This window comes from Paenibacillus sp. FSL P4-0127 (assembly GCF_038007325.1).
Taxonomy (GTDB): domain Bacteria; phylum Bacillota; class Bacilli; order Paenibacillales; family Paenibacillaceae; genus Fontibacillus; species Fontibacillus macerans.
In genome coordinates this window covers 1,041,670-1,068,590 of record NZ_JBBOWY010000002.1, presented here as the reverse complement: position 1 = coordinate 1,068,590, position 26,921 = coordinate 1,041,670, and the positions used below count along the sequence as shown (strand labels likewise).

The 26,921-nt window shown below is 53.0% G+C and carries 29 protein-coding genes; 7 read left to right on the top strand and 22 right to left on the bottom strand.

Translation table 11 applies throughout. From position 1 onward, the window contains the following. The 9 genes from NYE74_RS31105 to NYE74_RS31065 all read right to left on the bottom strand — a co-directional run bounded on the left by NYE74_RS31105 (position 1) and on the right by NYE74_RS31065 (position 8,417). On the bottom strand, positions 1–753 hold the full coding sequence (locus tag NYE74_RS31105; protein ID WP_051985656.1) for an ABC transporter ATP-binding protein: 753 nt from the start codon (positions 751–753) through the stop codon (positions 1–3). Then, on the bottom strand, positions 753–1,619 hold the full coding sequence (locus tag NYE74_RS31100) for an ABC transporter permease (RefSeq protein ID WP_124331786.1): 867 nt from the start codon (positions 1,617–1,619) through the stop codon (positions 753–755). Before NYE74_RS31100 ends, NYE74_RS31105 begins: the two co-directional genes overlap by 1 nt. Then, a complete protein-coding gene (locus tag NYE74_RS31095; protein WP_227872692.1) occupies positions 1,616–2,605 on the bottom strand; it encodes an ABC transporter permease in 990 nt (329 codons plus the stop codon). Before NYE74_RS31095 ends, NYE74_RS31100 begins: the two co-directional genes overlap by 4 nt. Further along, positions 2,602–4,221 carry an ABC transporter substrate-binding protein gene (locus NYE74_RS31090; RefSeq protein WP_213510887.1) on the bottom strand — a complete coding sequence of 540 codons (1,620 nt, stop codon included), beginning with the start codon at positions 4,219–4,221 and terminating at the stop codon, positions 2,602–2,604. The genes NYE74_RS31095 and NYE74_RS31090 overlap by 4 nt, the downstream gene beginning before the upstream one ends. Positions 4,222–4,475: 254 nt before the next feature. Further along, complete coding sequence (locus NYE74_RS31085; RefSeq protein ID WP_316560848.1) at positions 4,476–5,000, bottom strand: TlpA family protein disulfide reductase; 525 nt, start codon at positions 4,998–5,000, stop codon at positions 4,476–4,478. Next, the gene (locus NYE74_RS31080) at positions 4,993–5,739 is read right to left on the bottom strand and encodes an ABC transporter ATP-binding protein (RefSeq protein ID WP_051985657.1); all 747 of its coding nucleotides are present in this window, start codon (positions 5,737–5,739) and stop codon (positions 4,993–4,995) included. The genes NYE74_RS31085 and NYE74_RS31080 overlap by 8 nt, the downstream gene beginning before the upstream one ends. Then, positions 5,732–6,553: an ABC transporter permease gene (locus NYE74_RS31075; RefSeq protein WP_036625233.1), complete on the bottom strand. Its 822-nt coding sequence runs from the start codon at positions 6,551–6,553 to the stop codon at positions 5,732–5,734. The genes NYE74_RS31080 and NYE74_RS31075 overlap by 8 nt, the downstream gene beginning before the upstream one ends. A gap of 2 nt (positions 6,554–6,555) precedes the next feature. Beyond that, a complete protein-coding gene (locus tag NYE74_RS31070) occupies positions 6,556–7,038 on the bottom strand; it encodes a nitrous oxide reductase accessory protein NosL (RefSeq protein ID WP_082207901.1) in 483 nt (160 codons plus the stop codon). Next, positions 7,035–8,417 carry a right-handed parallel beta-helix repeat-containing protein gene (locus NYE74_RS31065; protein ID WP_036625235.1) on the bottom strand — a complete coding sequence of 461 codons (1,383 nt, stop codon included), beginning with the start codon at positions 8,415–8,417 and terminating at the stop codon, positions 7,035–7,037. Before NYE74_RS31065 ends, NYE74_RS31070 begins: the two co-directional genes overlap by 4 nt. A gap of 657 nt (positions 8,418–9,074) precedes the next feature. Here NYE74_RS31065 and NYE74_RS31060 point away from each other — a divergent pair. Then, the gene (locus tag NYE74_RS31060; RefSeq protein ID WP_124331788.1) at positions 9,075–9,989 is read left to right on the top strand and encodes a transposase; all 915 of its coding nucleotides are present in this window, start codon (positions 9,075–9,077) and stop codon (positions 9,987–9,989) included. Between the two features lie 489 nt (positions 9,990–10,478). On the opposite strand, the gene groL is transcribed toward NYE74_RS31060, so the two are convergent. From groL to NYE74_RS31025, 7 genes are all read right to left on the bottom strand, one after another. After that, positions 10,479–12,104, bottom strand: coding sequence for a chaperonin GroEL (gene groL, locus NYE74_RS31055; RefSeq protein ID WP_036625237.1), 1,626 nt, complete (start codon positions 12,102–12,104; stop codon positions 10,479–10,481). Between the two features lie 77 nt (positions 12,105–12,181). Next, entirely contained in the window at positions 12,182–12,463 is a 282-nt protein-coding gene (gene groES, locus NYE74_RS31050) for a co-chaperone GroES (protein ID WP_036625239.1), read from the bottom strand. Positions 12,464–12,862: 399 nt separating this feature from the next. Further along, entirely contained in the window at positions 12,863–13,621 is a 759-nt protein-coding gene (gene tatC / locus NYE74_RS31045; RefSeq protein ID WP_036625240.1) for a twin-arginine translocase subunit TatC, read from the bottom strand. Between the two features lie 28 nt (positions 13,622–13,649). Continuing rightward, positions 13,650–13,868 carry a twin-arginine translocase TatA/TatE family subunit gene (locus NYE74_RS31040; protein ID WP_036625242.1) on the bottom strand — a complete coding sequence of 73 codons (219 nt, stop codon included), beginning with the start codon at positions 13,866–13,868 and terminating at the stop codon, positions 13,650–13,652. A 146-nt stretch (positions 13,869–14,014) separates the two neighbouring features. After that, positions 14,015–14,500, bottom strand: a complete 486-nt coding sequence (locus tag NYE74_RS31035) for a MogA/MoaB family molybdenum cofactor biosynthesis protein (protein ID WP_036625245.1) — start codon at positions 14,498–14,500, stop codon at positions 14,015–14,017. Positions 14,501–14,606: 106 nt separating this feature from the next. After that, positions 14,607–15,071 (bottom strand): cyclic pyranopterin monophosphate synthase MoaC, encoded by a 465-nt coding sequence (gene moaC, locus NYE74_RS31030; RefSeq protein WP_036628641.1) that lies wholly within the window; start codon positions 15,069–15,071, stop codon positions 14,607–14,609. Continuing rightward, entirely contained in the window at positions 15,058–15,735 is a 678-nt protein-coding gene (locus NYE74_RS31025) for a 5-formyltetrahydrofolate cyclo-ligase (protein WP_124331789.1), read from the bottom strand. The genes moaC and NYE74_RS31025 overlap by 14 nt, the downstream gene beginning before the upstream one ends. Positions 15,736–15,990: 255 nt before the next feature. On the opposite strand from NYE74_RS31025, the gene NYE74_RS31020 reads away from it, so the two are divergent. Beyond that, positions 15,991–17,961: an ABC-F family ATP-binding cassette domain-containing protein gene (locus NYE74_RS31020; protein ID WP_036625255.1), complete on the top strand. Its 1,971-nt coding sequence runs from the start codon at positions 15,991–15,993 to the stop codon at positions 17,959–17,961. 348 nt (positions 17,962–18,309) lie between these two features. Here NYE74_RS31020 and NYE74_RS31015 read toward each other — a convergent pair whose 3' ends face one another. Continuing rightward, positions 18,310–18,627, bottom strand: a complete 318-nt coding sequence (locus NYE74_RS31015; RefSeq protein WP_051985659.1) for a YciI family protein — start codon at positions 18,625–18,627, stop codon at positions 18,310–18,312. A gap of 185 nt (positions 18,628–18,812) precedes the next feature. Here NYE74_RS31015 and NYE74_RS31010 point away from each other — a divergent pair, with 185 nt between their 5' ends. The 3 genes from NYE74_RS31010 (at position 18,813) to NYE74_RS31000 (ending at position 21,417) form a co-directional block, all read left to right on the top strand. Beyond that, positions 18,813–19,694, top strand: coding sequence for a hypothetical protein (locus NYE74_RS31010; RefSeq protein WP_036625256.1), 882 nt, complete (start codon positions 18,813–18,815; stop codon positions 19,692–19,694). A 407-nt stretch (positions 19,695–20,101) separates the two neighbouring features. Next, positions 20,102–21,025 carry a cysteine synthase A gene (gene cysK, locus NYE74_RS31005; RefSeq protein WP_036625258.1) on the top strand — a complete coding sequence of 308 codons (924 nt, stop codon included), beginning with the start codon at positions 20,102–20,104 and terminating at the stop codon, positions 21,023–21,025. 50 nt (positions 21,026–21,075) lie between these two features. Continuing rightward, positions 21,076–21,417 carry a rhodanese-like domain-containing protein gene (locus NYE74_RS31000; RefSeq protein ID WP_036625261.1) on the top strand — a complete coding sequence of 114 codons (342 nt, stop codon included), beginning with the start codon at positions 21,076–21,078 and terminating at the stop codon, positions 21,415–21,417. Between the two features lie 27 nt (positions 21,418–21,444). Here NYE74_RS31000 and NYE74_RS30995 read toward each other — a convergent pair whose 3' ends face one another. Genes NYE74_RS30995 through NYE74_RS30985 form a run of 3 tightly spaced genes read right to left on the bottom strand, consistent with a single transcriptional unit; the run spans position 21,445 to position 23,564 of the window. Further along, complete coding sequence (locus NYE74_RS30995; RefSeq protein WP_036625263.1) at positions 21,445–22,260, bottom strand: aminoglycoside N(3)-acetyltransferase; 816 nt, start codon at positions 22,258–22,260, stop codon at positions 21,445–21,447. A 33-nt stretch (positions 22,261–22,293) separates the two neighbouring features. Then, complete coding sequence (locus NYE74_RS30990; protein ID WP_036625266.1) at positions 22,294–22,713, bottom strand: DUF6157 family protein; 420 nt, start codon at positions 22,711–22,713, stop codon at positions 22,294–22,296. Next, entirely contained in the window at positions 22,710–23,564 is an 855-nt protein-coding gene (locus tag NYE74_RS30985; RefSeq protein WP_326047412.1) for a VanW family protein, read from the bottom strand. Before NYE74_RS30985 ends, NYE74_RS30990 begins: the two co-directional genes overlap by 4 nt. A 238-nt stretch (positions 23,565–23,802) precedes the next feature. Between NYE74_RS30985 and NYE74_RS30980 the strand changes: the two genes are divergently transcribed. Beyond that, a complete protein-coding gene (locus NYE74_RS30980; RefSeq protein ID WP_270620270.1) occupies positions 23,803–24,819 on the top strand; it encodes a M23 family metallopeptidase in 1,017 nt (338 codons plus the stop codon). Beyond that, complete coding sequence (locus NYE74_RS30975; protein ID WP_036625270.1) at positions 24,816–25,268, top strand: bactofilin family protein; 453 nt, start codon at positions 24,816–24,818, stop codon at positions 25,266–25,268. Before NYE74_RS30980 ends, NYE74_RS30975 begins: the two co-directional genes overlap by 4 nt. An 89-nt stretch (positions 25,269–25,357) precedes the next feature. On the opposite strand, the gene tsaD is transcribed toward NYE74_RS30975, so the two are convergent. Together tsaD and rimI are read right to left on the bottom strand one after the other, a co-directional pair. Next, positions 25,358–26,404, bottom strand: coding sequence for a tRNA (adenosine(37)-N6)-threonylcarbamoyltransferase complex transferase subunit TsaD (gene tsaD / locus NYE74_RS30970; RefSeq protein ID WP_124331793.1), 1,047 nt, complete (start codon positions 26,402–26,404; stop codon positions 25,358–25,360). Next, positions 26,395–26,919, bottom strand: a complete 525-nt coding sequence (gene rimI / locus NYE74_RS30965; protein WP_170179974.1) for a ribosomal protein S18-alanine N-acetyltransferase — start codon at positions 26,917–26,919, stop codon at positions 26,395–26,397. The genes tsaD and rimI overlap by 10 nt, the downstream gene beginning before the upstream one ends. Between the last annotated feature and the right edge of the window lie 2 nt (positions 26,920–26,921).

Sequence of the window (26,921 nt, the reverse complement as noted above, 5' to 3'; positions counted from 1 at the left end):
TTAAACGCTCCCTTCAAGCTCAGGTACAGGAAGCACCGAGTCCATCAGCATTCGAGTATAAGGATCTTGAGGGTTTTGCAAAAGATTACGCGCCTCTCCCTGCTCCACAATTTTTCCTTCCTTCATGACGCACAGCTTGGAGCACAACGCCGCCGCAATGGCCAAATTATGCGTAACAAACACCATGGCAAAACCCAGCTCCTGCTGCAAAGCCGAAATCGTTTCGATGATTTGCCGCTGCACGGTTACGTCGAGCGCCGTTGTAGGCTCGTCACAGAGCAGAATCCCCGGTTTGCACGCCAGGGCGATGGCGATGACGACGCGTTGACACTGGCCGCCCGACAGCTGGCTCGGATAGCGGTCGGATTTCTTCAAGGAATCCGGCAGACCCAGCATTTCAAGCAGCTCCAGCGCTGCTCTGCGGGAAGCTTTGCGGCTCAATCGCTGCCGGTAATACACGACTTCCGTCAGCTGCTGTACAACCGGACAAAGCGGGTCCAGCGCCCCTCTGGGGTCCTGAAAAACCATCGCGCTTCCGGCCTCGCGCTTAATGACCCCGCCGGCCTGCTCGACACCGCGCGGAAGCAGTCCCAGAATCGCGCGGAGCGTAAGCGATTTTCCGGAGCCTGATTCCCCTACCAGCCCCAACGTTTCTCCTTTGTTCAACGAAAAGCTGACGTTATCGACCAATTTGGGGTTTGTTTTGGACGCCAGGGACAATGACTCTATTTCAAGGATTGGAGTTGTTGACATTATTTTTTCCTCCATATGTCGGCCAATCCATCTCCCACAAGAGACAGTGCGATTCCCGTATACACTACCGCAAGGCCCGGAACCGCCGAGAGCCACCAGGCTGTGGTGATGAACGGCTGGCCGTCGGAAATCATCGTCCCCCAATCCGGGGTTGGCGGGGTGATGCCGATGCCCAGATACCCGAGCGTCACAATGGCAACAAGCAGCCCCACCATATCCGTCATGAGGACGACGATCGCTTGAGGGAGCACATTGGGCAAGATATGACGCAAAATGATTTTTACACCGGGCAGGCCCAAGGTTTGCGCGGACGCTACCCATTCCTGCCGGCGAAACGAAGCGGTCAACCCCCTGGTCACCCGGGCGAATACAATCCAGCCGACCAGGATAAAGGTGATATAAATTCCGCGCTGGCCGGCACCGCTGGCAAAAGCGACGATAATCACCATCAAATAGAACGGAAAAGCGATAAATGTATCGGTAATCAGCGAAATGACGGTATCCACCCATTTTCCGTAATACCCCGCGACCATGCCGAGAAAGACACCGGTGCAAAACGGAATGATTTCAGCCAGCACCATAATGGTCAAATCCGTCCGCGCCGCATAAATCAGCCTCGTAAACAAATCGCGGCCCAATTGGTCCGTTCCCAGCCAATGCTCGGCCGACGGGGGCTGCAAAAAATCGCTCAAATTTTGCCCGGAAGGATCATAGGGACTAATAAACGGAATGAACACCGCCAGCAGGGCAAGCACCGCCAGCATCACACTTCCCGCCAGAAGCGAAGGAGTACGCCGGATCCGGCCGAAGACGCCCGCTCTTTTACCGCCTTCCTGCAAGTCGGGGTTTATGGTTATAGGTTTCATTGTTTTCCTTTCGTTCTGGGATCAAGCCACCAGGAGATGATTTCAACCAGAAGACTGATCATCACGACACCGATCGCACAATAAAGCGCGATGCCTTGAATGACCGGGAAATCCCGATTGGAAATGGAAGTGAACAACAGGCTGCCGATCCCCTTGATGCCGAACACCTGCTCCACGACCAGCGTGCCGCCGATCAGATACGAAATATTTACGCCAAGCAGCATCAGCGTCGGCAGGGCCGCATTCCGCACCACATGCTTGAACAAAACGACTCTGCTTGGTATTCCCGCGGCTTTCAAGGTGACGACAAAATCCGCTTCCAGCACTTCAAGCATCTGCACTCTTAACGACCGGACGAGGGTGGGGATCTGCGAAAATGCGACCGTAATCGCCGGGAGCGCAAGACTGTGCAATGTCCCGATCCAGCCTTCGCGCACCCCGCCTACCGGGAACCAGCCCAGCCGAACGCTGAAGGCCAAAATCAAAAGTAAGCCAACCCAAAAGATTGGCATACCTAGGGTTACCGTAGGAAAAATACGGATCAAATGATCCGGCAGCTTATCCTTCTGCGTAGCGGCAAGCACGGCCAGCAAAAGGGCGATCACAATCGCCGCAAAACAAGCCATCCCGATCAGAAGCAAAGTAATCGGCGCCCGCTCGGCAATCAGCTCCCTTGTAGGAGTGCCGGCAATGATGGAATTGCCGGTGTCTCCTTGGGTGAAGAGCGTCTTCACAAACCGGGCGAACTGTTCCCACAAGGGGAGGTCCAGCCCGAGAGCATGATGCATGCTCTCGATGGCCTCAGGCGTACTGTACTCTCCCAGGATCATTTTCGCCGGGTCCCCGGGCACGATTCTGATCAGAAAAAAAACGGCGGTCATCACACAGAAGATCACGGCGATGGCTCTTACGACAGCCGCCCCCAGCCACCTGTACGAGGACGGGGCGCCCGCCGCCGGATTCAACGTTTTGCTCCGCTTCATCATTTCTGGATACGCACATCTTCAAAGCGGAGGCTCCCATTAGGCAAAACCACGAGGCCTTCCACGGAAGAACGGACGCCTTTCAGAATATCCGGATAATAAAGCGGAATATACGGTACTTCATCCGCCAGCGTTTGCAGCAGTTTGGAGTAAACTCCGGCCCGGCCTTCGCCATCCGGCGTTGTTTGGCCTTCATGCAGAAGCTTGGTTACTTCATCGTTTGTGTAATGCGTCCAGTAGGATTTGCTGAAGCCCTCCGGATCGGTTTGGAAGGCAATAATCGAATTCGCGTCGGGCGAATCGGCTTGCCCGCTGTTCAGCATGGCCGAGAAATCATAAGCGAAAAACCGCTCGCGGAAGGTCGCCAACTCAATGGATTCAATCTCGATGTTAATCCCGATTTCCTTGCCGGCCGCCTGGATAATTTGCGCTTCCTGCGCTCTTGTGCTATTGCCTGACGCCACCAGGAGTTTGGTTGTGAAACCGTTAGGGAAAGCCGATTTGGCCAGCTCCGCCTTGGCGGCTGCTAAATCGAAATTCAGCGGTTTGATCGTATCGTTGGCGTTATAGGGAATCGCCGTCGGCAGCAAGGAATCCGCGCGTTTCGCATATCCGAAAGTAAGCGCATTGGTCAAACCATCCCGATCAAGGGCCAAAGCCAATGCGCGGCGAACGTGGACATCGGAAAAATGCTCATCCAGCGTGTTGAAGAACAGCTGCTCCGTCACCCAGCTGCCATTGGTTAATACGGTGGTGTCGGGGCCTTGCTTGATCTCATTCGCATTTTGCAGCGCCAGGGACTCGATCGCGTCCACTTCCCCGGCCTTAAGCTGGTTGATCGCCTGACTGTCATCTTGAATCAGCTTGTAGACAAGCTTATCAATATAAGGCTTCCCTTCCTGCCAATAGTAGGGATTTTTCGTAAAGGTTACATCGCCTGCCGGATCCCACTTTTCAACAACGAACGGTCCCGTGCCTACCGGTTTTTTGAAAAATTCTTCCTCGGAAACCCCGCCGAAATTGTTCGGAATGATCCCGTTGGAGAAATTGGACAGCTCCGAAATAAACGGGGTGTACGGCTCCTTAAGCGTAATAACCAGCGTGCGGTCATCCTGCGCTTTAACGGAATCCACCTTGGCCGCGATCGCAAGCGGACCGCCAACCTCCAAATGCCGGTTCAGCGAAAATACAGCATCCTCCGCCGTTACGTCCGTACCGTTGGAGAATTTCAAGCCGTCGCGCAGCACAAACGTATAGGTCAATCCATCATCACTAACGTTATGGGACTTTGCCAGCCAATCGATAATTTTGCCGTTGCTATCGAACGAAACCAAGGGTTCGAATACTTTGTCAATGGCAAAAGCATTGTTCGCCGTTATCTGATTATGCAGATCAAAGGAGGTGACCGATGCAGGCCGTCCATAGACGAAGGTTCCTCCCGCCGCGGGCTCTTTCGAATTTGCGCTTTGATTTGCGCTTTGATTGGTGTTTTGCTGTGCTCCATTATTTTGATTCGCAGCATTTCTAGCTCCGGAGCATCCGGCGACCCATACCAATAATAAAATGGCCGACAAGCCTAACCCTAATGATTTCTTTAAAGACGCTTTGTACTTTAACACAGCTGCCCCCTCCTTAACTTATAATTCCCATTAATTTAGTATGAATAGTATTATGAACCTCAGCTCCATATCTGTCAAACAAAAAATCACGATAAGGATGCGGGTTTAGTTTATTTTTTCCATTGCAGGAAATGAATTTGTTTTAGCGGCATCTGGTTTTACTTATTTATACAATTCAACACTTTTTCGGAGACAACATAAGCTTTAAGGAATAAAAATACGGCCCCGAGAATCTCGGGAGCCGCGCTGTACGTTTAATTGACGGAATCTATATAAGTTTGAAGCTGCTCCTCGCTGCTGATTTCCCCGATGATCGGTTGGGCGATGTTCCCCGCTTGATCGATCACATATGTAGTCGGCAAGGCTGTAACCTTGTACAATCCCGATATTTTGCCGGTTGCGTCGATGATGACGGGGAAATCCAATTGATGATCGGACAAAAATTCATTTACGGTCCCTTTGGACTCCCCCACATTCACAAACAAGGTTACGGCATCCGGGGCGTTGTTTCGGGAAATACGATGAATGAGCGGCATTTCCTTAACGCAAGGTCCGCACCAGGACGCCCAAAAATTAAGTACGATAACTTTGCCGCGATACTCGTCAAGCGACAGCTTCTCTCCGTAAGTACTTACCGCCTGGAATACGGGAGCGGCGCTGCCGATACTCAGTTTCTCATGGCCCTGATGAGCCTCGCTGCTATGACGATTGGACAGGGCAACCCAAAGTACGGCACCGGCGCATAAAAATACGATCAAATAGGTTAACGTCCTATTCATCCTCTATCCCGCCCTGCGGCGCATCCGCATCCAAACTATGCTGAAAAGCTTTATGGAGCGGAAAAGAGCCGTATATCTCACGAAAATGCCGCACGGAGCCTTCGCCGCAAATGCGTCCCGAGTTCAGAAAGATGACGTAGTCCGCCAACTCTTCGGCAATATCCAATTGGTGGGTTGAGAATAGAACCGTTTGGCCTTTGAGCTTTACGGCTTTCACCAGGCTTACAAACTGTTTCATCCAGTAAGGATCCAGGCCATTGGTCGGCTCATCCATGATGACCAAAGGAGGTTTCGACAGCATCGCCTGGGCAAAAAGAACGCGCTGCCGCATCCCTTTTGAAAAGGTGCTGACCAGTTTGTTTTTCTTTTCTGCCAATCCAACAAGGCTTAATACTTCCTGCACTCTTTGCCCGGGCACCTTGCGCAATGCAGCCCAAAAAGCTAATATTTCTTCCGCCGTCATTCCCTGCGGGAACTGAAAATCATCCGGCATATAACTTATCTGTCCGGCGAATTTCTTTCTGTCTTGTTTCCACTGCAGCCGGTTGACGTAAATTTCTCCCGAGGTGGGTTGAAGGATCCCCGCGACCATACGCAGCACCGTACTTTTTCCCGCCCCGTTGCCGCCGCATAATCCGACGATACTGCCAGGTTGAAGCCGGAAAGAAACATCCCGGACGATCCTTTGCCCTTTGATCGTTTTGTTTACACTCTCGGCTATCACAAAAGCTTCAGCCACGCCGTCTCCCCCTTTCCCAAATCCAGCAGACAACCGTCAAGGAGATGACCAGCCAAACCACAAGCAAGACCACAAACATAAGACTGCCGCCAGGACGTTGAATCCAGCTTACCCATTGGTAATATTCCGGCCCGAGCACGGAACCGCCTCCAAGCTTAATCACCACAAACAGCCTGACAAATTCCGCCGGGTTTAAAAACGTCAGAAACACGAGCAGCGGTTTTATCCATAAATACGGCAGGAATCCAAGGACAGCGATTAATATCGTCGGCCAGCCAATCACCGCAAAAAACCAGATCATCACCGAAATGGTCATGGCCTGCCAGCGATTTTTGGACAATGACCCGATCAATAACGCCAGCGTCAAAAAAAGCAGCACCAGCCCGCACGAAAACAGAAAAAAGAGCACATACGTATTTACTTCAAAAACGATCCCAAAAAGCGCGGTGATTAGGCCCATTAAGCCATAGCCAAATGAAATAATGGTTAACACGACGATGGATAAACCAAAGTATTTCCCAAGCAGAAACGGGATGGTTCCCAAAGGAAATGTCGATAACAGCTGCCAACTGCCTTCTTCTTTTTCTGCGGTTAATGAAAACGACCCTAGAAAAAGCGCCATCAATGGGAGCAAGTACAATATTAAACTTAACATCGAGCCGGTTACCCCGGAATACCCGCTAATCTCATTTTGCGAATTTACCAGCAGCAAACAAAGGCTAAACACCGAGAATAAAGCTAAAAATGAGTAAGCCCACGGGTTTCGCAGTCCAACCTTGATTTCTTTCTTCGCAACCTGCAGCATATCTGACATGGCTATAACCCCATGTCCATCATTCCTTTGCTTTGCTCCCAGGTGTGATTATTCAGATCCGCCGCGCTTAACAATCGTCCCACGCCCTGCTCCTTGATAAATGCCTCCGCGGACGCCTTGTCCTTAAAGCTAATGATCCCGTAAGCCATGGGCGTGCGGATCGAAGGATCATAGACGTATGTCGCCTTGGCAAACTCGATCCATGCTTTATCGTTGTAATCGCGTACAAAATCCATTCCGATATCGTCCGTACCGTTTTGCTTTTTCCATTCATTCATACATCCAATGTCATCGAATTTCAAACTCTTGCCTTCCTTCGTCACGATCTGGGTGGCATAGGCATCGTCCTTGACCTGCATGTTGCAAATGACGCAAACATCGACATCCTCATTGACGGGCTGCGCCGTGTACGCCTTCTTTCCGCAGCCGGCCAGCGCAAGCATAGCGATCAAAATTAAACTTAAAGCAGCGAATCCCTTTTTCATGATTTGTTTACCCCCGCATAGATTATGGTTATTACCGATGTGAAAAACAGCAAAGAAGCCACGATGAGCATGAAGCTTTTGCCCGAAATATATTCCCCCTCCGCTGATGAATCCCCGGTGATCACCGGCGTATTCAGATTCATGCGCGGTGAGCTGTCCGTAGTCCAGCTGGTCCGATCATTCTCATACATAGCGCTTAAAAAGCTGATCCCGGGCGACTGGAAAAAAAGCTGAAAGGCGGAATCTTTGGCGGTTAACTCCCGGTAAAACGGATTGATCGAATAGGCGATTTCGCTAATCCCGTCATTGTTCAAGTCCAAGACACGGGACGAATCCCAGAAATTCCGTTCCATTTGGTTTATTTGGCTGTCCGCCGCTTCCGCCTCAATCACATTAGCTACAAAATCGTTTTCATGAATGAGGTTGTTTTCCGCATCAACAAACTGGATACCTACAAAATTTCGGTATATCGAATTGTTTCTTATTTCATTGCGGCTGGACTGCTCAAGATACAATCCCACCCGGTTTCCGTCCACCACATTCTTCTCAACCAGGGACGTTTGCACATCATAAAGCAAAATGCCTTGCGCATTGACGTTGCCGCTTTGTTTAGCGAAGGAATTGTCCGAGACCAGCACATCTCTAACCCCCATAATCATGGCCCCAGTGATGTTAAATTCACCCCGATTTCCGACGATTTTCGTTCCATCGATATACATGCAATGAATGCCGTAGCGTGAGCCGAAAATTTGGTTGCCCGTGATGTCCAAGTTCTTGCTGTCCTCCAGATATACACCGTCTCTCATATTCACGATTTTATTTTGTTCAATGACGGTATTATCCGCATTGTACAGATCGACCCCATTGCCTTTTTGCCCCATCTTGGCGGTCCCCAGGCTTCTGTCCCAAGAAATGAAGTTGCCTGTCACCACGCCGTCATTGGAATCGCGCAGGACAATTCCGAATCCGCGGGTGGTAATCCGCAAATCTTGTACGGTTACGTTGTTACCTCGTACATCGACGGCCGCCAGCTCTTCCCCGGCTTGTTTCTGAAAAATGCGCAGTCCCTCAACCGTTGCCCCGTCAGCTTGTATCGTCATCGCCGATTCGGATTCTTCATTTAATAACGTCGCCCTGCCCAACCCCTGAATGATTAACGGCTTATTAATAAGGACCGGTCCCGAGTAGTTCCCTTCCGGCAACACAATGCGGTCCCCCGGTTTGGCTTGATCAACGATATCCTGCAGAGAAGGAGCGGATTCATGTAAAAACCCGTTATCGCCATCGGAGGCATATACAGCGGACGTATCCCAAAATGGATAACCTAGCAGAAAGACGCCGGACAGAATAAAAATTATGAATTTACTTTTGACATTCATCTTTTCCTTCCTATTCGGACACTCCTCTCACAAAATATCCCAATAGCATCATAAGCTATAACTGTTGATTCTTTATATAGCCCATCCGAGTGATAATAATCATAAATAACCGATGTTTTATGTCTTTTCTATGACAATTAGTTGGGGTGATTGACGATCTGAAAGGACGTATCCATTCGTTCTATTAGTATAGTTCTTTTCACACAGGTTATAACTCAACTTTCGCGGCAAAAAAACGGCAGACAAGCCTTGATGCAGCAGGGCTGCTTCGTTGAGGAAGCGTTAACGATGTGGAAGCGTCACGATCCGGCGGGGGCAGCGTATCTACCTTTTGCACCGTAGCCGTTTCGAGCCGTGTCACAAATCGACGCCTGGTGAGGGGCTATCTAAAAGGTTCGTGTCGTGGTGTTCGTGTCGTGGTGTCCCTGCCTGCTGTCTGCCTTTGCACGATTATCCCCTTCGTTAAGGAGCAGGGAGCAGGGGTGGGGCTAGAGCAAGTCAAGGGTTCCAAAAAAAGAGAAGAAAAAACACAAAAATGCTGAGGAAAAAATGAGGCGGTTCAAGTGAGATTTTCGGCTTGATAGGAGAACGTACGTTTGGTATAATAAAATAAACGGAACCTATGTTCGTATATTTTTAATTCGGGGGCGAGCGAATATGGAAGTCAATACGGGAACGGAACTTCAGCCATTCAGCAGCCGTTTTAACAGCGAGCAGGACTGCATGGAAGCGCTAATCGCGATGAAGTGGCCAAACGGCTTTGTCTGCCCGCGCTGCGCTCACACCCGGTGCAGCCGTCTCACCTCCCGGCATATCCCCTTATTCGAGTGCGGAAAGTGCAAGCATCAAACATCACCTTTGGTCAGCACGATTTTTGAAGGAACGCATCTCCCCTTGGTGAAGTGGTTTCAGGTGCTGGAGTTGTTCCTGCTGGAGGGCGGCATCTCAGCGTTGCGGCTTAGCAAGGTGATCCGTGTCGCCTACAAGACCGCCTGGTCGATGCTGCACAAAATACGCCATGCCGTGGGGGAGTTCGATGCCCGGGAACTGCTCTCCGGAGACGTGAAGGTGAACAGCGATCAGTATGGGCGTAATCCGTCCCGGTGTCAGCTTTCGCATCCGTACGCCTCGGCGGTCGTGGCCGGCTGCACGGTCACGGAGTCGGGCGAGCCGGAGCAGGTCAAAATCCGCCTGGTACCGCATAAGCGGGGAGGCGAAAAGAGGGCAAGCCGTCACGATCAAACCGCGTTTATTAGCCGGCATGTGGATGTCCATACATCGGCGGTACAGTTGTTTCTTCAGGCCTTTCGGCTGTATGCGCCCTTGCGGAAAGTGGTGAGAGAGGCGTGGGAATCGCTGAAGAGTACGTATGGAGCCTTGGGACTGAAGCATCTGCAGGCGTACCTGAACGAGTACACCGGACGCCGCCGGCTGCGCCTGTCCGGAGGACTGCCCGGAGCGGAAGAAACGATGCGGCAGAAGTTGCTGCAAATGTGTGTGGCGATTCCGGCGATCCCTTACCGTAAGCTGGTCGCACGCCAACCGAATCAGCCCCTTGCGGCTGCGGCCTGAATCGTGGCGCTTGAACGCTAGGAGGAGTTTGATGCAGATCAACTTAATGGGTCCTTGATCTCCTGCCTCTTGTCTGTTTCTCTGATGCATGATCAACTCTTAGCTGCCTGATCAAACGGGATAATCGTGCAAAGTCTCCGGACAGCAAGTGTTGATCTACCGCCCACGCCCACCCCACTTCCCTGTCCTCAAGCTTTCAACGGCCTTCCGCGTTTCTTGCCACGAGCGGTTTTCGACTTGACTGGCAAGCAAGGATTATAAGGTTGAGCCAGACACCTCTTCCGTCCGCCTATCTTAATTCTTTGAACACCTCTAGCTCAGGGACTCAAGCTGATTTTTGCTCTGCGAAAGTTGAGTTATAAATGCTATAATGTTCGCAAAAAAGCTTCTCACGAGCATATGCCCGGAGAAGCTTTTTTTAATATTTTATGTGGTTAAACGGCATTTCCGTTTACGGAAACTTTTGATAATAAGGGCGGGGGGCCCTTATTACATCATGCCCATGCCGCCCATTCCGCCCATGTCCGGAGCGGCTGGTTTTTCCGGTTCCGGTTTGTCGGCGATCACCGCTTCGGTCGTCAGGAACAGACCAGCAACGGAAGCTGCGTGCTGCAGCGCGGAACGAGTAACTTTAGCAGGGTCTACGATACCGGCTTCGATCATGTTCACCCATTCGCCGGTAGCGGCGTTGTAGCCGATACCCACTTTTTCTTTCTTCAGGCGATCCACGATCACGGAGCCTTCTTCGCCGGCGTTAGCGGCAATCGTGCGAACCGGTTCTTCCAGTGCGCGAAGCACGATGTTCACGCCGGTTTTTTCGTCGCCTTCAGCTTGAACGGAAGCCACCGCATTGTATACGTTCACGAGAGCCACGCCCCCGCCGGATACGATACCTTCTTCAACGGCTGCACGCGTTGCGTTCAGGGCGTCTTCGATGCGCAGTTTGCGTTCTTTCAGCTCGGTTTCCGTAGCCGCGCCGACCTTAACAACCGCTACGCCGCCGGCTAGTTTAGCCAGACGTTCTTGCAGTTTTTCTTTGTCGAACTCGGAAGTCGTTTCTTCCAGTTGCGCGCGGATTTGGTTGACGCGAGCTTGGATGTCGGCTTTGTCGCCGCTGCCGTCCACGATCGTCGTATTTTCTTTCGTAACGATAACTTGACGTGCGTTACCGAGTTGATCCACAGTCGTGCTCTTCAGGTCAAGGCCGAGTTTTTCGGTGATCACTTGACCGCCCGTCAGAGCGGCGATGTCTTGCAGCATCGCTTCGCGGCGATCGCCGAAGCCAGGAGCTTTAACGGCTACCGCGTTGAACGTGCCGCGCAGCTTGTTCACGATCAGCATCGCTTGCGCTTCGCCTTCGATATCTTCAGCGATGATCAACAGCGGTCTGGATTGTTGCACGATCTTCTCCAGCAACGGCAGGATTTCTTGTGTGCTGCTGATCTTCTTGTCAGTGATCAGAATGTAAGGATTGTCGAGTACGGCTTCCATTTTGTCCGTATCGGTGATCATGTAAGGAGATACATAGCCGCGGTCGAATTGCATCCCTTCCACCACTTCAAGTTCGGTGGCAAAACCGCGGGATTCTTCAACGGTAATCACGCCGTCTTTGCCCACTTTTTCCATCGCTTCGGCGATCAGTTCGCCGACTTCTTCGTCAGCAGCGGAGATAGCGGCAACTTGCGCGATCGATTGTTTGCCTTCGATCGTTTTGGAGATGTTCTTCAATTCTTCAACAGCCGCGCGAACCGCTTTGTCGATCCCTTTGCGCAGGCCGATTGGGCTGGCGCCTGCCGTAACGTTTTTCAAACCTTCGCGGATCAGCGCTTGCGCCAGAACCGTAGCGGTCGTCGTACCATCGCCGGCAACGTCGTTCGTTTTGGTAGCTACTTCTTTAACGAGTTGGGCGCCCATGTTTTCAAAAGCGTTTTCCAGTTCGATTTCTTTAGCGATCGTTACGCCGTCATTCGTGATCAGCGGGCTGCCGAATTTTTTCTCCAGCACCACGTTGCGGCCTTTCGGTCCAAGCGTTACTTTTACTGCGTTCGCCAAAGCGTCAACCCCACGAAGCATTGCGTGGCGGGCGTCTTCACTGAATCTGATCTCTTTTGCCATGATTAGATTACCTCCCTGAAAATGTTGGATGAAAATTCATTCGTATATTTCGGCTAAATTTCACCTAGCTGCTGTTCTTAGCCGATGATCGCGTGAATGTCGCTTTCTTTCATAATCAAATACTCTTTGCCTTCGTATTTCACTTCGGTTCCTGCGTATTTGGAGAACAGCACGCGGTCGCCTTCTTTAACTTCAAGCGGAACGCGCACCCCGTCCTTCAAAGTACCGCTGCCTACGGCGATTACTTTGCCCTCCTGCGGTTTTTCCTTGGCCGTATCCGGAAGCACGATGCCAAATGCCGTTGTCTCCTCCTGCTCGATCGGTTGTACCAGAACGCGTTCACCTAAAGGTTTGATCATGAAAAAACAGCCTCCTTTGAATATGTTGGTTTAAGGGTTTGTAAGGTCATATGTATTAGCACTCGATCTGTTCAAGTGCTAACAACCACTTTTATATTACTCAACTTGCGGACAGATTTCAAGTTCCTTTATGCAATTTTTTTCTATATTTTACGGGCGTGGAGATGCCCTTCCCATTGTATCCTATGAGTTGGAAAAATATTCCTGATACTCAGTTGCCCAGCCTTTGCAATATCCTCTAATATGATTTTCTCGGCGGAGTATTTTTAAGCTTGATTCCCTCCCCCTCGATGCTTAATCACCGTTCCCACCAAAATTCTGCCTCTGCCCCTTCCCCAACCTGCCGCAACACCAACCGCATGCACAAAAAAACACGCCCCATCTCAAAGGCGCGTTTCCTTATTTATATTTCTCCGCCCGCTCCGCATCCGCCGCCACGATCCTGTTATGCACCCGCTGCGACAAGAGCACGCTCAGCTCATACAAAATAACGAGCGGAATCAGCACCATAAAGGCGGAGAATAAATCGGCGGGAGTGATCATCACCGAAATAACGACCAGCGCGAAATAAGCGACCCGGCGCATTTTCCGCAGCAGCTTCGGCGTTACGATTCTCAGCTGCGTCAAAAACAAAATGATAAGCGGCAGCTCGAACAACAGCGAAATCGGCAAAACGAGGTTCATCATGAATTTGAAATAGTCCGCCATGCCGTACGTTTCGACCAGGCCAAGCTGCTTGTTGAGCGACCCCGTAAACGACATCGCCAACGGAAATACGACATAATAACCAAAGGCGAGCCCCACCAAAAAACAGATAAATACGAACGGAATGTATTTCACGGTCGCTCTGCGTTCTGCCGGCCTCAGCCCCGGACTGACAAACGCCCAGACCTGGTACAGTGTAAACGGGAGCGTAATCCCCAGCGACACCAGCATCGCGATTTTCATGTAGACGCCGACGCCGTCCCAAAACGAAAAGGCGTTCAATTCGATTTTCGCGCCGGAAATGGCGTTTGTCGTCAAATAATGATAAATCGGATCGACCACAAAAAAAGCGCCGACCAGCACGATGACAAAAACGATGCAGACCAGCATCAACCGCCGCCGCAGCTCCGACAGATGGTCGACGATGCTCTGCATCTCCTGCTCTTCAGCCATCAACCGTCCTCCTTTTCCCGCCTTGAGCTCATTCCGGCAGCCGGCGGTCCTCCGGTTTAGGGCTTTCGGCGCGGGCAGGGGCCGCTTCCGTCCGCTTTGCTTCCGGCACATCGTCCACAATGTCCCGCGTCGCCTCTTTGAACTCCCGGAACGTACGGCCTACGGCCCGTCCCAAATCCGGTAATTTATTCGGTCCAAACAGCAGCAAAGCCGCGATGACAATCAATAAAAATCCGCCTGCGCTCATCGCTATATTCTCCTTTCGCTACGTCCAAAATAGGCAGGGATATAACATGTTTTAACCACACGCCCACATCATACCATAACGAATGTCACAGTTACAGTCCATATATTTTACATTCAAGCAAAAAACGACGGTAAAAGTGCGGTCGATTACAGGCGGAATTGACCGGTTACCATTAGCAGCGCTTCCGGCAGCTGTTCCATAATGGCCGCCAGATTTTCATGCACACCTTTCGGCGTACCGGGCAGGTTGACGATCAGCGTGCGGCCGCGGATGCCGACAATCCCGCGGAACAGCATCGCCGCCGGATTTTTTTGCATCGCCGCGTAACGCATCGCTTCCGCCATGCCCGGAACCTCGCGCTCGATGACCCGTCTCGTCGCTTCGGGCGTAACGTCGCGGATCGCCAGCTCCGTCCCCCCGGTGGTGAATACCAAGTCCGCATGAAAATAATCGGTCATTTCAATCAAAGCCGCAATAATTTCATCCGGCTCATCGGGAACGATCCGGTATTCTACGATTTCGCCGCCCAACTCCTCTTCCACCAGCTCGCGGATAACCTGGGCGCTCGTATCTTCACGTTCGCCTCTGGCCCCTTTGTCGCTTGCTGTAAGGATCGCTGTTTTCCAAACCATGAAGTCACCCTCCTTATCCATTGTAGGAACTCCAAATTCAGTACGGTCATGCCGGGATCATCAATGCGAGTTCCGTGTGCTTAAATTTTTAAGTCCTCCCCAGCCTTCACGGCCGGACGTAATCCCCGCTTTTTCCGCCCGTTTTCGAGCGAAGCAGCGTCGGGCCGATCGCCATATCCTTCTGCAGCGCTTTGCACATGTCGTACACGGTTAGCGCCGCGGCGGAAACCGCTGTTAGCGCCTCCATTTCAACGCCGGTTTTCCCTTCCGTTTTTACCGTCGCCTCCACATACAGCTCGTCCCGCCCGTTATCGGAAAACGCGATATCCACGCCCGTCAGCGGCAGAGGATGGCACATCGGAATCCATTCGGACGTCCGTTTCGCCCCTTGAATCCCGGCCACCTGGGCAACGGCGAGAACGTCCCCTTTGCCGATCCGGCCTTGTTTTATCGCCTCAAACGTGGAGGGAAGCATCGAAATCTTCGTTTCGGCCACGGCGACGCGGACGGTCGGCGCCTTGCCGGAAATGTCCACCATACGGGCTCTTCCCTGCTCGTTAAAGTGAGTCATGCCTTGGCCCGATTCCGAGTTCATCAAGCTTATCACTACTTTCCTTCATATATATTGTTCCGGCAGCCGTAAACAGCAGGTCCAGCTTAAAATCATGCCGCTCCATCGGAACCTTGCCGGGAACGATCAGTTCCTCAAGCGCCAGCGCGGCCAGGACCACCCGGCCCGTTCCCCCGCTGCGCTCCGCCAAATCTCCGATCAGCCGGTCGTAATACCCCGCACCGAAGCCGATCCGTCCGCCGCCGCGATCAAAGGCCAGCCCCGGAACGAGGATAAGATCGATCTCCGGATACCGGGCAGGCGGCCAAACCGGCGTTTCGTCCCCCGGTTCGGGAATGCCCCAGGTGCCGGGAAGCAAAACTTCTTCCGCGCTGATTTCGTGCAGGGCAAGCGTGCGGTTCCCGCGAATTTTGGGGACGAGCATCCGATCGCTTTGCGCCAGGCAGCTTCGGATCAGCGGACGCGTGTCGGGTTCATCCCGGAAAGACACGTAACACATTACGTTAAGCCGGCCGCCGCGCTGCCCGCGAAGCGGTTTCAGCACGTCCCGCTCGGCCCGGGCGGCCGCGGCAACCGACTGCTCCGCTCTCGCAGCTTCGGGAATGCTTGCCCGAACTTGGAGCATCCGCCGGCGCAGCTCTTGTTTCGCTTCCGCAAGCTCCATTCCTTATCCCCTTCCGTTCACGGCAAAAGTACGATTTCATCATTGATCATGGCAAAAAAAGTCGAGTATTCTCTATGAACTAGTTTATCATTGTTATATGAAAATGAAAACTAAACCGGAAAAGGCAACCCGGCCATACGTTCTCCCACAATGAGCGGTGCAATGAGCGGTGCAATTAACGTTCGTTTCATGTACACTAAATATACAATAATGTTCATATTCTAATGATAATGTTTTTGGAGGATAGAATCGGATATGCTGCTTCAAGCCACAAACATCACAAAATTATACGGAGTAACCGCCGTTCTAGAGGGAATCAACCTGCAGGTGCTGGAACGTGACCGCATCGGTCTCGTGGGCGTCAATGGCGCCGGCAAGTCGACATTTCTGCAAATTTTAGCCGGTGAATTATCCTATGACGGCGGTCAAATATTCAAAGCGAAGGAAACGACGATCGGCTACCTGGCGCAAAACAGCGGGCTGCAGTCGGACCGCACCATCTGGGAGGAAATGCTCGCCGTATTTGCCCCGTTGATCGAAACGGAGCGCGAGCTGCGGCGGATGGAGGAGCAGATTGCCGATCCGGAGCTGGCCCGGGACGAGAAAGCGCATCAGGATTTGCTCAACCGCTACGCGCTGAAATCGGACTGGTTCAAGGATCACGGCGGCTACGAGATCGAGACCCGCATCCGCAGCGTCCTGCACGGCATGGGCTTCGGCGATTTCCCGCCGGACACCGTCATCTCCACGTTAAGCGGCGGGCAACGGACCCGGCTGGCGCTGGCGCGTATATTGCTCCAAGCGCCCGATTTGCTGATGCTTGACGAACCCACTAACCATTTGGACATCGAAACGCTGACCTGGCTGGAGGATTATTTGCGGAATTATTCCGGGGCATTGCTGGTCGTTTCCCATGACCGTTATTTTTTGGACCGGCTGGTCACTTCCATCGTTGAAATCGAACGCCATCAATCGCGTAAATATACCGGCAACTACAGCCGGTTTATCGAACTCAAGGCGGCGGAATACGAGAGCCAAATGAAGCAATATGAAAAACAGCAGGACGAAATCGCCCGGATGGAAGCTTTCATTCAGCGGAACATCGTTAGAGCGTCTACGACCAAACGGGCCCAGAGCCGGCGCAAGATGCTGGAAAAGATGGACGTCATCGGCCGCCCGCAGGGCGATCTGAAACGGGCCAGCTTCTCCTTTGAAGCCGAGGTTATGAGCGGCAAGGACGTGCTGCAGGCCGATCATCTTGCATATTCGTTCGAAAACAAGCAAAAACCGCTGTTTCAAAACGTCTCCTTCTCACTGCAGCGCGGCGAGACGGTCGCTCTGATCGGCCCCAACGGCATCGGCAAATCGACGCTGCTCAAAATGCTGACCGGGGATCTGAAGCCTGCGGCCGGCAAAATCACCTGGGGCGCTAAGGTGAAAATCGGCTTTTACGATCAGGAGCAGACCAACTTGAATCCGGACAATACGGTGCTTGAAGAACTGTGGAGCGCCTTCCCCCATATGGAAGAGGCACGCATCCGCACCGTGCTCGGCAATTTCCTGTTCAGCGGCGAAGACGTGCTGAAGAAGGTAGCCGCGCTAAGCGGCGGCGAAAAAGCCCGGGTCGCCCTGGCCAAGCTGATGCTGCAAAAAGCGAACGTCCTGATTCTCGACGAGCCGACCAACCACTTGGATTTGTTTAGCAAGGAGGTTTTGGAGTCCGCTTTGCTCGAATATGACGGAACGCTGCTGTTCATATCCCACGACCGTTATTTCCTGAACAAAATCGCGGAGCGCATCGTGGAGCTTCATCCGAACGGAGCGGAGCATTTCCTGGGCAATTATGACGACTATTTGGCGAAAAAACAGGAACTTGCGGAGCTTGCCGCGGAAAAAGCCGGAGCCGGCGAGGTTAAACCGGGCGCGGCCAACCGGGCCGTTCCTGCGCCCGAACAGGCCTCCGCTTCCCAGAAGACGGGAGCCGCTTCGTACGAGGCCGACAAACAGGCCAAACGCGAAGAACGCAACCGGCAGCGGAGGATGGAGCAGTTGGAGGAAACGATCGCTAAGCTGGAAGGCGACATCGCCGCTTTGGAGAGCGAACTTGCGCTGCCTGAGGTTTACCAGGATTACATGGCGGTTCAGGAACGCCAATCGGCCATCGAACGGCACAAGGAGCAGTTGTCTTCCGCTTATGAGGAATGGGAAACTTTAGCCGAAGCGTAAAATGGATTTTACAACACCTTCACAAAAATTTTTTATTTTACAAAACGAAAACAATAAAGCGAATTATGCACAAATTTATCCACATTATCCTGAATTATTTTCACATTAAAACGGCCCTTAGGGCCGTTTTTTTTGCAGGTTAACTAGGTTTTTTCACAAAAACGCCTAATTATCCACCAACTTATTCACATTATCCACAGTTTTCAGAAAACAAACCGGGGCTTTTTTCGTATCCGCATTCATAAGTTGACGGACAAGCTTTCATCTTTCTTTCATAAATTTAGCCAACAATCTGTGGATAACCTTGTCCACATCTTGACAAAATCAGACTTTTTTCTTCCCCTTCCATTATCCCATTCCCAAATGCCGGTTTTCTTCACAGGAGATCTCCCAGGTTCGAAGCTCATAGTTCTCGGCTCCCGATTTCACGAACGGATCTTGTCCGGCGATTTGCCGAGCCTGCTCGATCGTGTCCGCTTCGATGACGATCATCCCGCCTTTATAATCGGTAAACGGACCGCACATGACCAAATATCCCAGCCTATCCAGTTCCCTTAAATGGGCCACATGTTCGCGGATCAGCCCCTCGTCAAGGCTTTTCCCGGGATTTAGCGTAAGCAAAATGACATACTTTGTGAATTTCGGTGCCTCGGTCTTCGTTTTCATGCTAATTCCTACTGTCAAGTTACTGATTCTTTTTTCCCGCTTTTTCCGTTAAACCGTTTCACCGCCCGCATCCCGCCTGCAAACCATCCGAAATGCCTATTGCCCTCCCGGTTTTAAACTCTTTATGATCGAATAGAGCAAAACTAGAGAAAGCTGTAAAAGATTGCCGAAAAGGAGAGAAATGAATGAAACTTGTCAAAGCCGCTTCACTGGCCGCACTGGGAGCCGGCCTCGCTTTTTTGGGAGGCTGCCAGGTGCTTGGCGCGACGCAAGACGCTTCATCCACGGCTCCAGCCTTTACGGAATCCAAGCTCCCGGGCGGAGGGCTCGCTTTGCCTCTAAACGAGCGGATTCATTTGTCGACAGACCAAAAGTGGGTTGCGGAGGAAGGCCATCTGTCCGATTTGATCCGGCTGCAATGGACGGCGGAGCGGGCCAAACCGGCCATCGCTTGGGCCAATGAAGAAGGGAAGGACAAGACCGCCATCATCTCGCACGACAAGGCCAACAACCCGGAGCAGCACGATCATAAGCATATATCGATCGAAACGACGATGTCCCCTGACGGGGAGTATAAGGACCAGCTGTTCACCCGTTTTGAAATTCCTTATGATACCGATGTCGCCGAGATTCGCACCCATTCTTCGAACTTCAACGTAATGAACGGGATTTTGCGGGTTGCCGGGGAAGGAAACCGGGTTCTGGAATTTGCCAAAAACGGGAAGGATAACGCCACGACGCCGCTTTGGAGCATTCGGGCCAATAGCGCGGAGCAAAAAGGGAACAACTCCGGGGCCGACCTGAATATCGTCCGCTATTCCGATCAGGGAGAGGCCGTCGACAGCGCTCTGACGATCAAACGCGACGACGCCCATGTCGGGATCGGAACCAATGACCCGCAAGCGGCGCTCGACGTAAACGGCGACAGCATCCGGGTCCAGCAATCCCGGACTCCCGCCTCCGCCAATGCGCCGGGCAACCCGGGGGAAATCGCCTGGGACGAAAATTATGTCTACGTTTGCGTTGCCAAAGATACGTGGAAACGCTCCGCCTTATCTAGCTGGTAATGCCGGAAATGCCGGTAAAATAGCGGTGCGGGCAGCGGCAGCTTTACGGTATCTGCCCTGCCTTAGCCCGCTCCATTTCCTTGCTGCCGTCTCCTCGCTTGTCTTCTCCTTCTTGTATTCTCCTCGTTTGCCGTTTCCCCGCCATTATTTTGCAGTACCGACAGACCTGTTTGAAATCCTCGCCAACTTAAGCCCCCTTTTTCGTCCATGTGTGTAAAAAAAAGAAGAGTTCTCGCCGAACCCTTCTACGCTGTGCGTGTACATTAACACAGAGGACCTATTTGCGCAGTGACTTTTGTTACTTCGAGTTGCCCAAATGCCCTGAAACCCGATACAATAAGCGAAGACAGTTGCAGATCAAAATGGATTAAAAATAACGGGTATCGGAAAGCAGGTGCCGCCACGACATGTCCAGCAAAGCAGTAAATCATATTACAGAGCTGATCGGAAACACCCCGGCCGTTAAACTGGGGCGGTTGGCAGGAGAGCAGGATGCCGAGGTATTTGTGAAGCTTGAATATTTCAATCCAAGCCGGAGCGTCAAAGACCGCGCCGCCTTCCATATGATCGCGGCCGCGGAACGGGCCGGCCTGCTGAAGCCAGGGGCCGCGATCATCGAGCCGACCAGCGGCAACACCGGCATCGGCCTGGCGATGAATGCGGCGGCCAAAGGCTATAAAGCGATTTTGGTCATGCCGGATAACATGACCAAGGAGCGGATCGCCATCCTTAAAGCCTATGGCGCCGAAGTCGTGCTGACGCCGGCCGCGAAGCGGATGCCCGGGGCAATCGAAAAAGCCCGGGAGCTTCACGCTCAAATCCCGGGCAGCTTTATGCCGCAGCAGTTTCAAAACGAGGCCAACCCCGAAGTCCACCGGCTGACGACCGGTCCGGAAATCGTACAACAAATGGAAGGACAATTGGATCTATTCATCGCCACCGCGGGAACCGGCGGGACAATTACGGGGACCGGGGAATATTTGCGCGAGCGTATTCCCGGCATCTCCATCGTCGTCGCCGAACCCAAGGGCTCGCCCGTGCTGTCCGGAGGGCAGCCGGGGCCGCATAAACTGGTTGGAACAAGCCCAGGCTTCATCCCGCCGATTCTGAACACCGAAGTATATGACGAAATCGTCCAGGTTAGCGATGAAGCTGCGCTGGACACCGTCCGGCGCCTGGCGGCCCTGGAAGGCATCCTCGTCGGACCCTCCAGCGGCGCTTCGGTGTGGACGGCGCTGCAGTTTGCCAAAAAGCTTGGAGCCGGCAAACGCATATTGTGCATCGCTCCCGATAACGGCGAACGTTATCTGAGCATGGACGTTTTCCATTAATGCCGCGCCGGACCAGGCATATACATTTTTAATGAAAAGAGGCGCTACTCATGAGCGAAATCATTGACGGCATTTCCCATATCAACTCGGATGAACTGAAGAACCTGCTGCAAAACCCGGATGACCAAACGATCATTATCGATGTCCGGGAACCTTTCGAATACGAAGCCGGCCACATTCCCGGTGTTCCGCTGATCCCGATGGGCGAAATCCCGCACCGGCTGGAGGAATTCGATCCGGGCAAGGAATACGTGTTTATCTGCCGCAGCGGCAGCCGCAGTTTTGAGGTAGCACGCTTCTTCCGGCATAACGGTTTTGAACGGGTTCACAACTACAGGGGAGGCATGCTGAATTGGGATGGCGATGTGGAAGCGGGGCTCCCCGCCGAATGATCGCACCGGCAGCCAAACCATTTTAGCTTATCCTTCCAGCTCCGTTCTATGGCTTGCAAGCCATTCGACGGCATAGTCGACCAAATCGCGCTGGGGCATGAGCATCGCCTCGGCCCCGGCGATCTTTCCTTTTTTCACCAACCCCGTATCCTGCGCAAAATCCGCCCCCAGCTGTTCAAAATCGTCGGCATCGTAGGCGACGTCCGGGAACTCGACCCAACGTCTTACGCCGTTAACATTCATCGGGGCCTTGTTGATGAGCTTCGTTTTGCCCGGATAATCGGACCGGCATTCCGCCAAATGGATGGAGGTGTTGTTGCCGTGCCCGACGCCCAGCAGCAGCACGTCTCCGCGCAGATCATAAATCCGGGCCAGCGGCGACTCGTTTCCAAGCCCGTACGCCAGGGAATGCGCCGTAACGATGCGATCCGCGCGAGCGCCCCGGGCGGCAAAGGAATAAAGCGGGTGCCCGCTGCGCAGGGTTCCCTCCTGCTTGCGGAACGTTTCCGGAATGACGCCCATCTTGAGCGGAAGCGTTAGCGACGGATCGTACGCGGGCATTTGCTCGCGGATCGCCTCCCACCACGCCTCAGGCACCGGCGGATTCCCCCAGCCGGACGGGTCGGTCAAATCGCCGCTATGGGTCGGCATCACGATCGTGCCCGTTTCCCCCACCGCGGCTTCCAGGGCAAGCACGACGGCGGCAGGCCCTCCGCACACCCATTCCCCTAACGATTTAAAAGAGGAGTGTACGAGCAGCGTCGCTCCCTCCCGAACGCCAAGGTTAACCATATCCGCCCGCAGCGTTTCCACCGTAATTAACTTGCCGTTGATCTCTTCCATGTTTCGTTTCTCCTTCTCCTTTTTGGTTGCTCGCTACTTCCGGCTGCTGCGCATCCCGTCAAGCAGCTTGACCCGGCCGTCCTGCACTTCGCAGAACTCGCGGTATTCGCGGGAATCCACGCCGTATAAGGCGATTTTTCCATGTTCATCGTAATGCACGCCCCATCCGTATTTTTTCGGAAGGGCCGAAGCCCGCATGCAGGCGTGCGGTTTGCTGAACAATTCGTCCCCAATCTCCTGTCTGCGCTCGCAGAGTTCTTCCTCGGAAATGCCTTTATGGCGGATATGCACTTCGAAAATCAGTTCCTCATGATTGTATCGGTAAGGCGCCTGCGACAGCAGCTCGTACTGGATCATATGAATCGGTTTTCCCTTCTTGCCCGCCTCCGGAACAACGGCCCTATCCGCCGGACAATCGGGAGAAACCCGAATAAACGCGTTCTTGTAGCTCACATAACCCAACTCCTTCCATTGGAGGGTTCGGCGGCATTCTTGCCTCCGCTTCCGGACTCCAGCAGCGGCTCATACATCATCAACGCATGGTTTTCCGTGACGTACTCGTCCCGCATTATTTCACCCGCAAGGTTGTAGGTGCGCCGGAACAGCAAATTATGCCGGATGTAACCTCCCCAATATTCCTGGGAAATCCGGTGATCCTTTTCATAAACCTCATAGCGATAGTGCGGTTCCTTCATGGATCTGACTTCTCCGGCCAAATACCGCTCCGTTAAATAAACGTGGAGCTGCAGCGGTTCCGGACCGGGGTTATACAGCTTTAAATCAAGGTAGTTGTAGGAGCAGGTGGCTCCGCTTCCAAAGGGCTGGGTTCTTCCCGAATCGGGAAATACGTCATAGCTGTGGCGGTGGCGCTCCGTTATTTCAAGCGGTGAATGCAACGCCATCCAATAAAGCAAATTGGCTAGTTGACATAAACCGCCTCCTATTCCCTGCTTGAATTTCCCGTAGTGCAATACTATGCCGTTTACGTACCCTTTTTTCCGCGTCGGTTTGCCTATCGTTCTCCAAAACGAAAAGGTCTCCCCCGGCCGGATGATCAGCCAGTCAATGTTCTTCGCCGCCAGCTTGAGGTTAATTATTTTGTTGTATTGCAGTTGCATATCGACATCCTTGAGCTGCCTAAGCAAAACCGTTTGATGCTGAAAAATCCGGTGGGGAAAAAGTTCGGTTATCCGCTGTTTGGCCAGCTTATCCGGACCAAACCACCAATTCAGGTAACGCTGAGTCCGATAGAAACAAGTTCCTAACCAAATTCGAAATTTTGACCTTTTAACCGGTTTCACCATGTTCCTCCCATCCCGGCACCCCGGCGGAATGCCCGCTCGCACTTCCATCATTATACACCAGCCGGATGAGCACATTCACTTGCCTTCGACAAAATCCTGCTTGAATGGTGAAAAAAAGAGCAATTTTTTTCACAATGGAGGAATTTGGAACATTTTGCCGAAATAATTGTAGGGGCAAGTAGAAATAATGACTTTTGTCCTACTAGATATATCGGCGCTAGAATGACAGGAGGATGACATGAGGGGAAGATTCAAGAAAAAGTTAAACCGGCGATATACCATGCTGGTCGTACCCGAAGGTACAAATCCCGTATTTCGCTTTAAATTTCATTTTACTCATATGTTAGCCGTTCTGATCGCCGCAGCCCTGCTGCTTGGCTCAGTGTTGGCCTTATTTGCCGTCAATCGCAGCCACACAAGCCGCATCGGTTCGCTGGAGGCGGAGCTTTCCGATTCGTCGAACCTATTCGTCGACAAGGAGAAGGAGATTGACCGGCTATTGTCGGAGCTGATGGAGCTTTCCGAAAAATCCAAAACGATCGAAGCGAAAATGAGTGAATTGGAACAGCTGGAGGCCGAACTGAAGTCGATCACCAAAGACGGCATCATCCAGAGAACCAACATCAATTCCGCCTCTTTATCCAAAAATACCGCTACGGAAGCTTTGGCGGCGGGAGGCGTTGGCGGCGACGCAGTTCCTATAATGGAACAGGACATCGCCTCCCTCGTGGAGGAAACGAAGAAAAGCATCACCGGCTCGTTAAACGAACTGCCGAAATTGCAGCAGCGGCTGGAACTGGCCAAATCATCGCTGCAGCAGTATAAAAAAATGATGCTCATTTTCCCGACTTTTTGGCCCACGGAATCGGTCCGGATTACGTCCAGATACGGTGAACGGGACAACCCTTTTGACGGCAGGGGGCATGAGCTGCACAAAGGTCTCGATATCGGCGGCGGGGTCGGGGATCCGGTATATGCCGCCGCGGACGGCACAGTGACGGATGCGGGACACAACAGCGCACGGGGCAATTACATAACGGTTTCCCATCCTTCGGGACTCAGCACCATCTATATGCATCTAAGCAAAATCGAAGCGGAAAAAGGAGATTCCGTCAAACAGGGCGAGAAGATCGCGGAAATGGGTTCGACCGGCAGAAGCACGGGGCCCCATTTGCACTTTCAAGTAGAGAAGAACGGAGCTACGGTTGATCCCGAGCTGTATTTAAGAAAACCCGGAGAGGAAGATCAAAAATGAAACTAAGAGGCAATAGGCAGCAGCCCGAGAGGCTCGACCCGAACACGACCGACACGTTGATTGGCGAAGGCAGCGTTTTTGAAGGAAAAATCAAATCGGAGGCCGGCGTGCGCATCGAGGGTCAAATTACCGGAGACATCGAATGCGAAGGGGACGTTACGATCGGGGAGAAGGGGCTGGTTCACTCCAACATTCTGGCCAGAAACATCATTATCGCCGGGGAAGTCCACGGCAATGTACAGGCCAAAAACAAGCTGTCGATCACGTCCAAAGGAAAGCTTTACGGAAATATCGTAACCGCGGCGCTTTCCGTTGAAGAGGGCAGTATTTTTGAAGGAACGAGCAAAATGAGCGGCGGCGCCTCCGCTGCTTCGGCAGCGGTCTTAAGCCCCGGCATCAAAGAAACCGCGGCCGCGGCCGAAGCGGCGAATGCGGGGGAAAACCGCTAGGATTCATTGCCGAACGGCACCACGCAAAAACAGCTGTACCATAGAATATCCGGCAACGGTCTATGGCACAGCTGTTTTTTTATATGGAGTTAGTTATCCGTTTGAACGGACCAGCCCTCCAGCGACAAGGAAGGCTCGGCCTTCAGCCCAAGGCTGGAAAATTCCCCGCTTCTCCATTTCAGGTAAGCGGCGGCGCCGATCATAGCCGCGTTGTCCGTGCAATAAGCCAGCGGCGGAATAATCAAGGATATCCCTTCGCCGGCGCAGCGCTCGGTCAGCGCGGAACGAAGGCCGCGATTCGCGGCGACTCCGCCGCAAAGCAAGAGCTGGCGCGAACCGGTCGCCCGTACCGCGCGTACTGCCTTCTCCACCAGCACTTCGATCACCGACTCCTGGAACCCGCGGGCAATGGCCGGCTGATAGCCGTCTTCCCCGCGCATCCGGTGCTGGTTCACCGCGTTCAGCACGGCGGATTTCAATCCGCTCAGGCTGAAATCGTAGGAATCCGGCTCCAGCCACGCCCGCGGGAGCTCCTCGGCCTCCTCCGCTTCGCCGGCCAGCTTGTCCACATAGGGTCCGCCCGGATACGGAAAACCGAGCGCCCGGGCCACTTTGTCGTAAGCTTCCCCTACGGCGTCGTCGCGGGTATGGCCCAGCAGCTTAAAGCTGCCTTCGCGTTCCATCAGCACCAGTTCGGTATGTCCGCCGGAAACGACGAGCGCCATAGAAGGATACAAAATGTCCTCCATCAGGCGGTTGGCGTAGATATGCCCGGCGATATGATGTACGCCGATCAGCGGTTTTTCGAGGGCGAAAGCGAGGCTCTTGGCCGCCATAATCCCGACGAGCAGCGCGCCCACAAGCCCAGGCCCCTCCGTAACGGCAATCGCGGACAGCGACTCCGGCGGAATATCCGCCTCCCGAACCGCTTCTTCCAGGATGCGCGTAATGCTCTCCACGTGCTTGCGCGAGGCCACCTCCGGCACCACGCCGCCGAAGGCGCGGTGCGTTTCGATCTGGCTGGCGATCAAATTGGAGAGGACCTCGGTCCCGTTTTTGACGACGGCGGCGGAGGTTTCGTCGCAGCTCGTTTCCACCGCCAAAATATAACAATCCTGTTCCTGCATCAATACCATCCGCTTCCTTCCGTGTTCCCTGCCCGGTGCGGCCGCTTCGGCAGCTCGCACCACATAATGAGCGCATCCTCATGATTATCGGAATAATACCCTCTTCTTACTCCTGCAGGGGAAAAGCCCATTTTTCCATAGAGTGAACGCGCTACCTCGTTGGAAACGCGAACCTCCAGCGTCATCCGGACCATGCCGAGCTCGGCCGCCCATTTCATCATGCGGCGGAGCAGCTTTTCCCCCAAATGCAACCCGCGGTATGCGGTTCTCACCGCAATATTCGTCACATGCGCTTCATCCACGATCGTCCACATGCCGGCATAGCCGATCGGCTGGCCGTTATATTCCATCACCAAATAGCGGGCAAAATGATTATGAGTCAATTCGTTGCGAAACGCCTCTTCGCTCCAGGGCAACGTAAACGATTCATGCTCGATGACCATAATATCCGGGATGTCCTCCAGCTTCATGGTGCGGAAGCCGACGTTTTCGGGGTTGAAATTCTCCGCTTTCCTTGAGATCATAT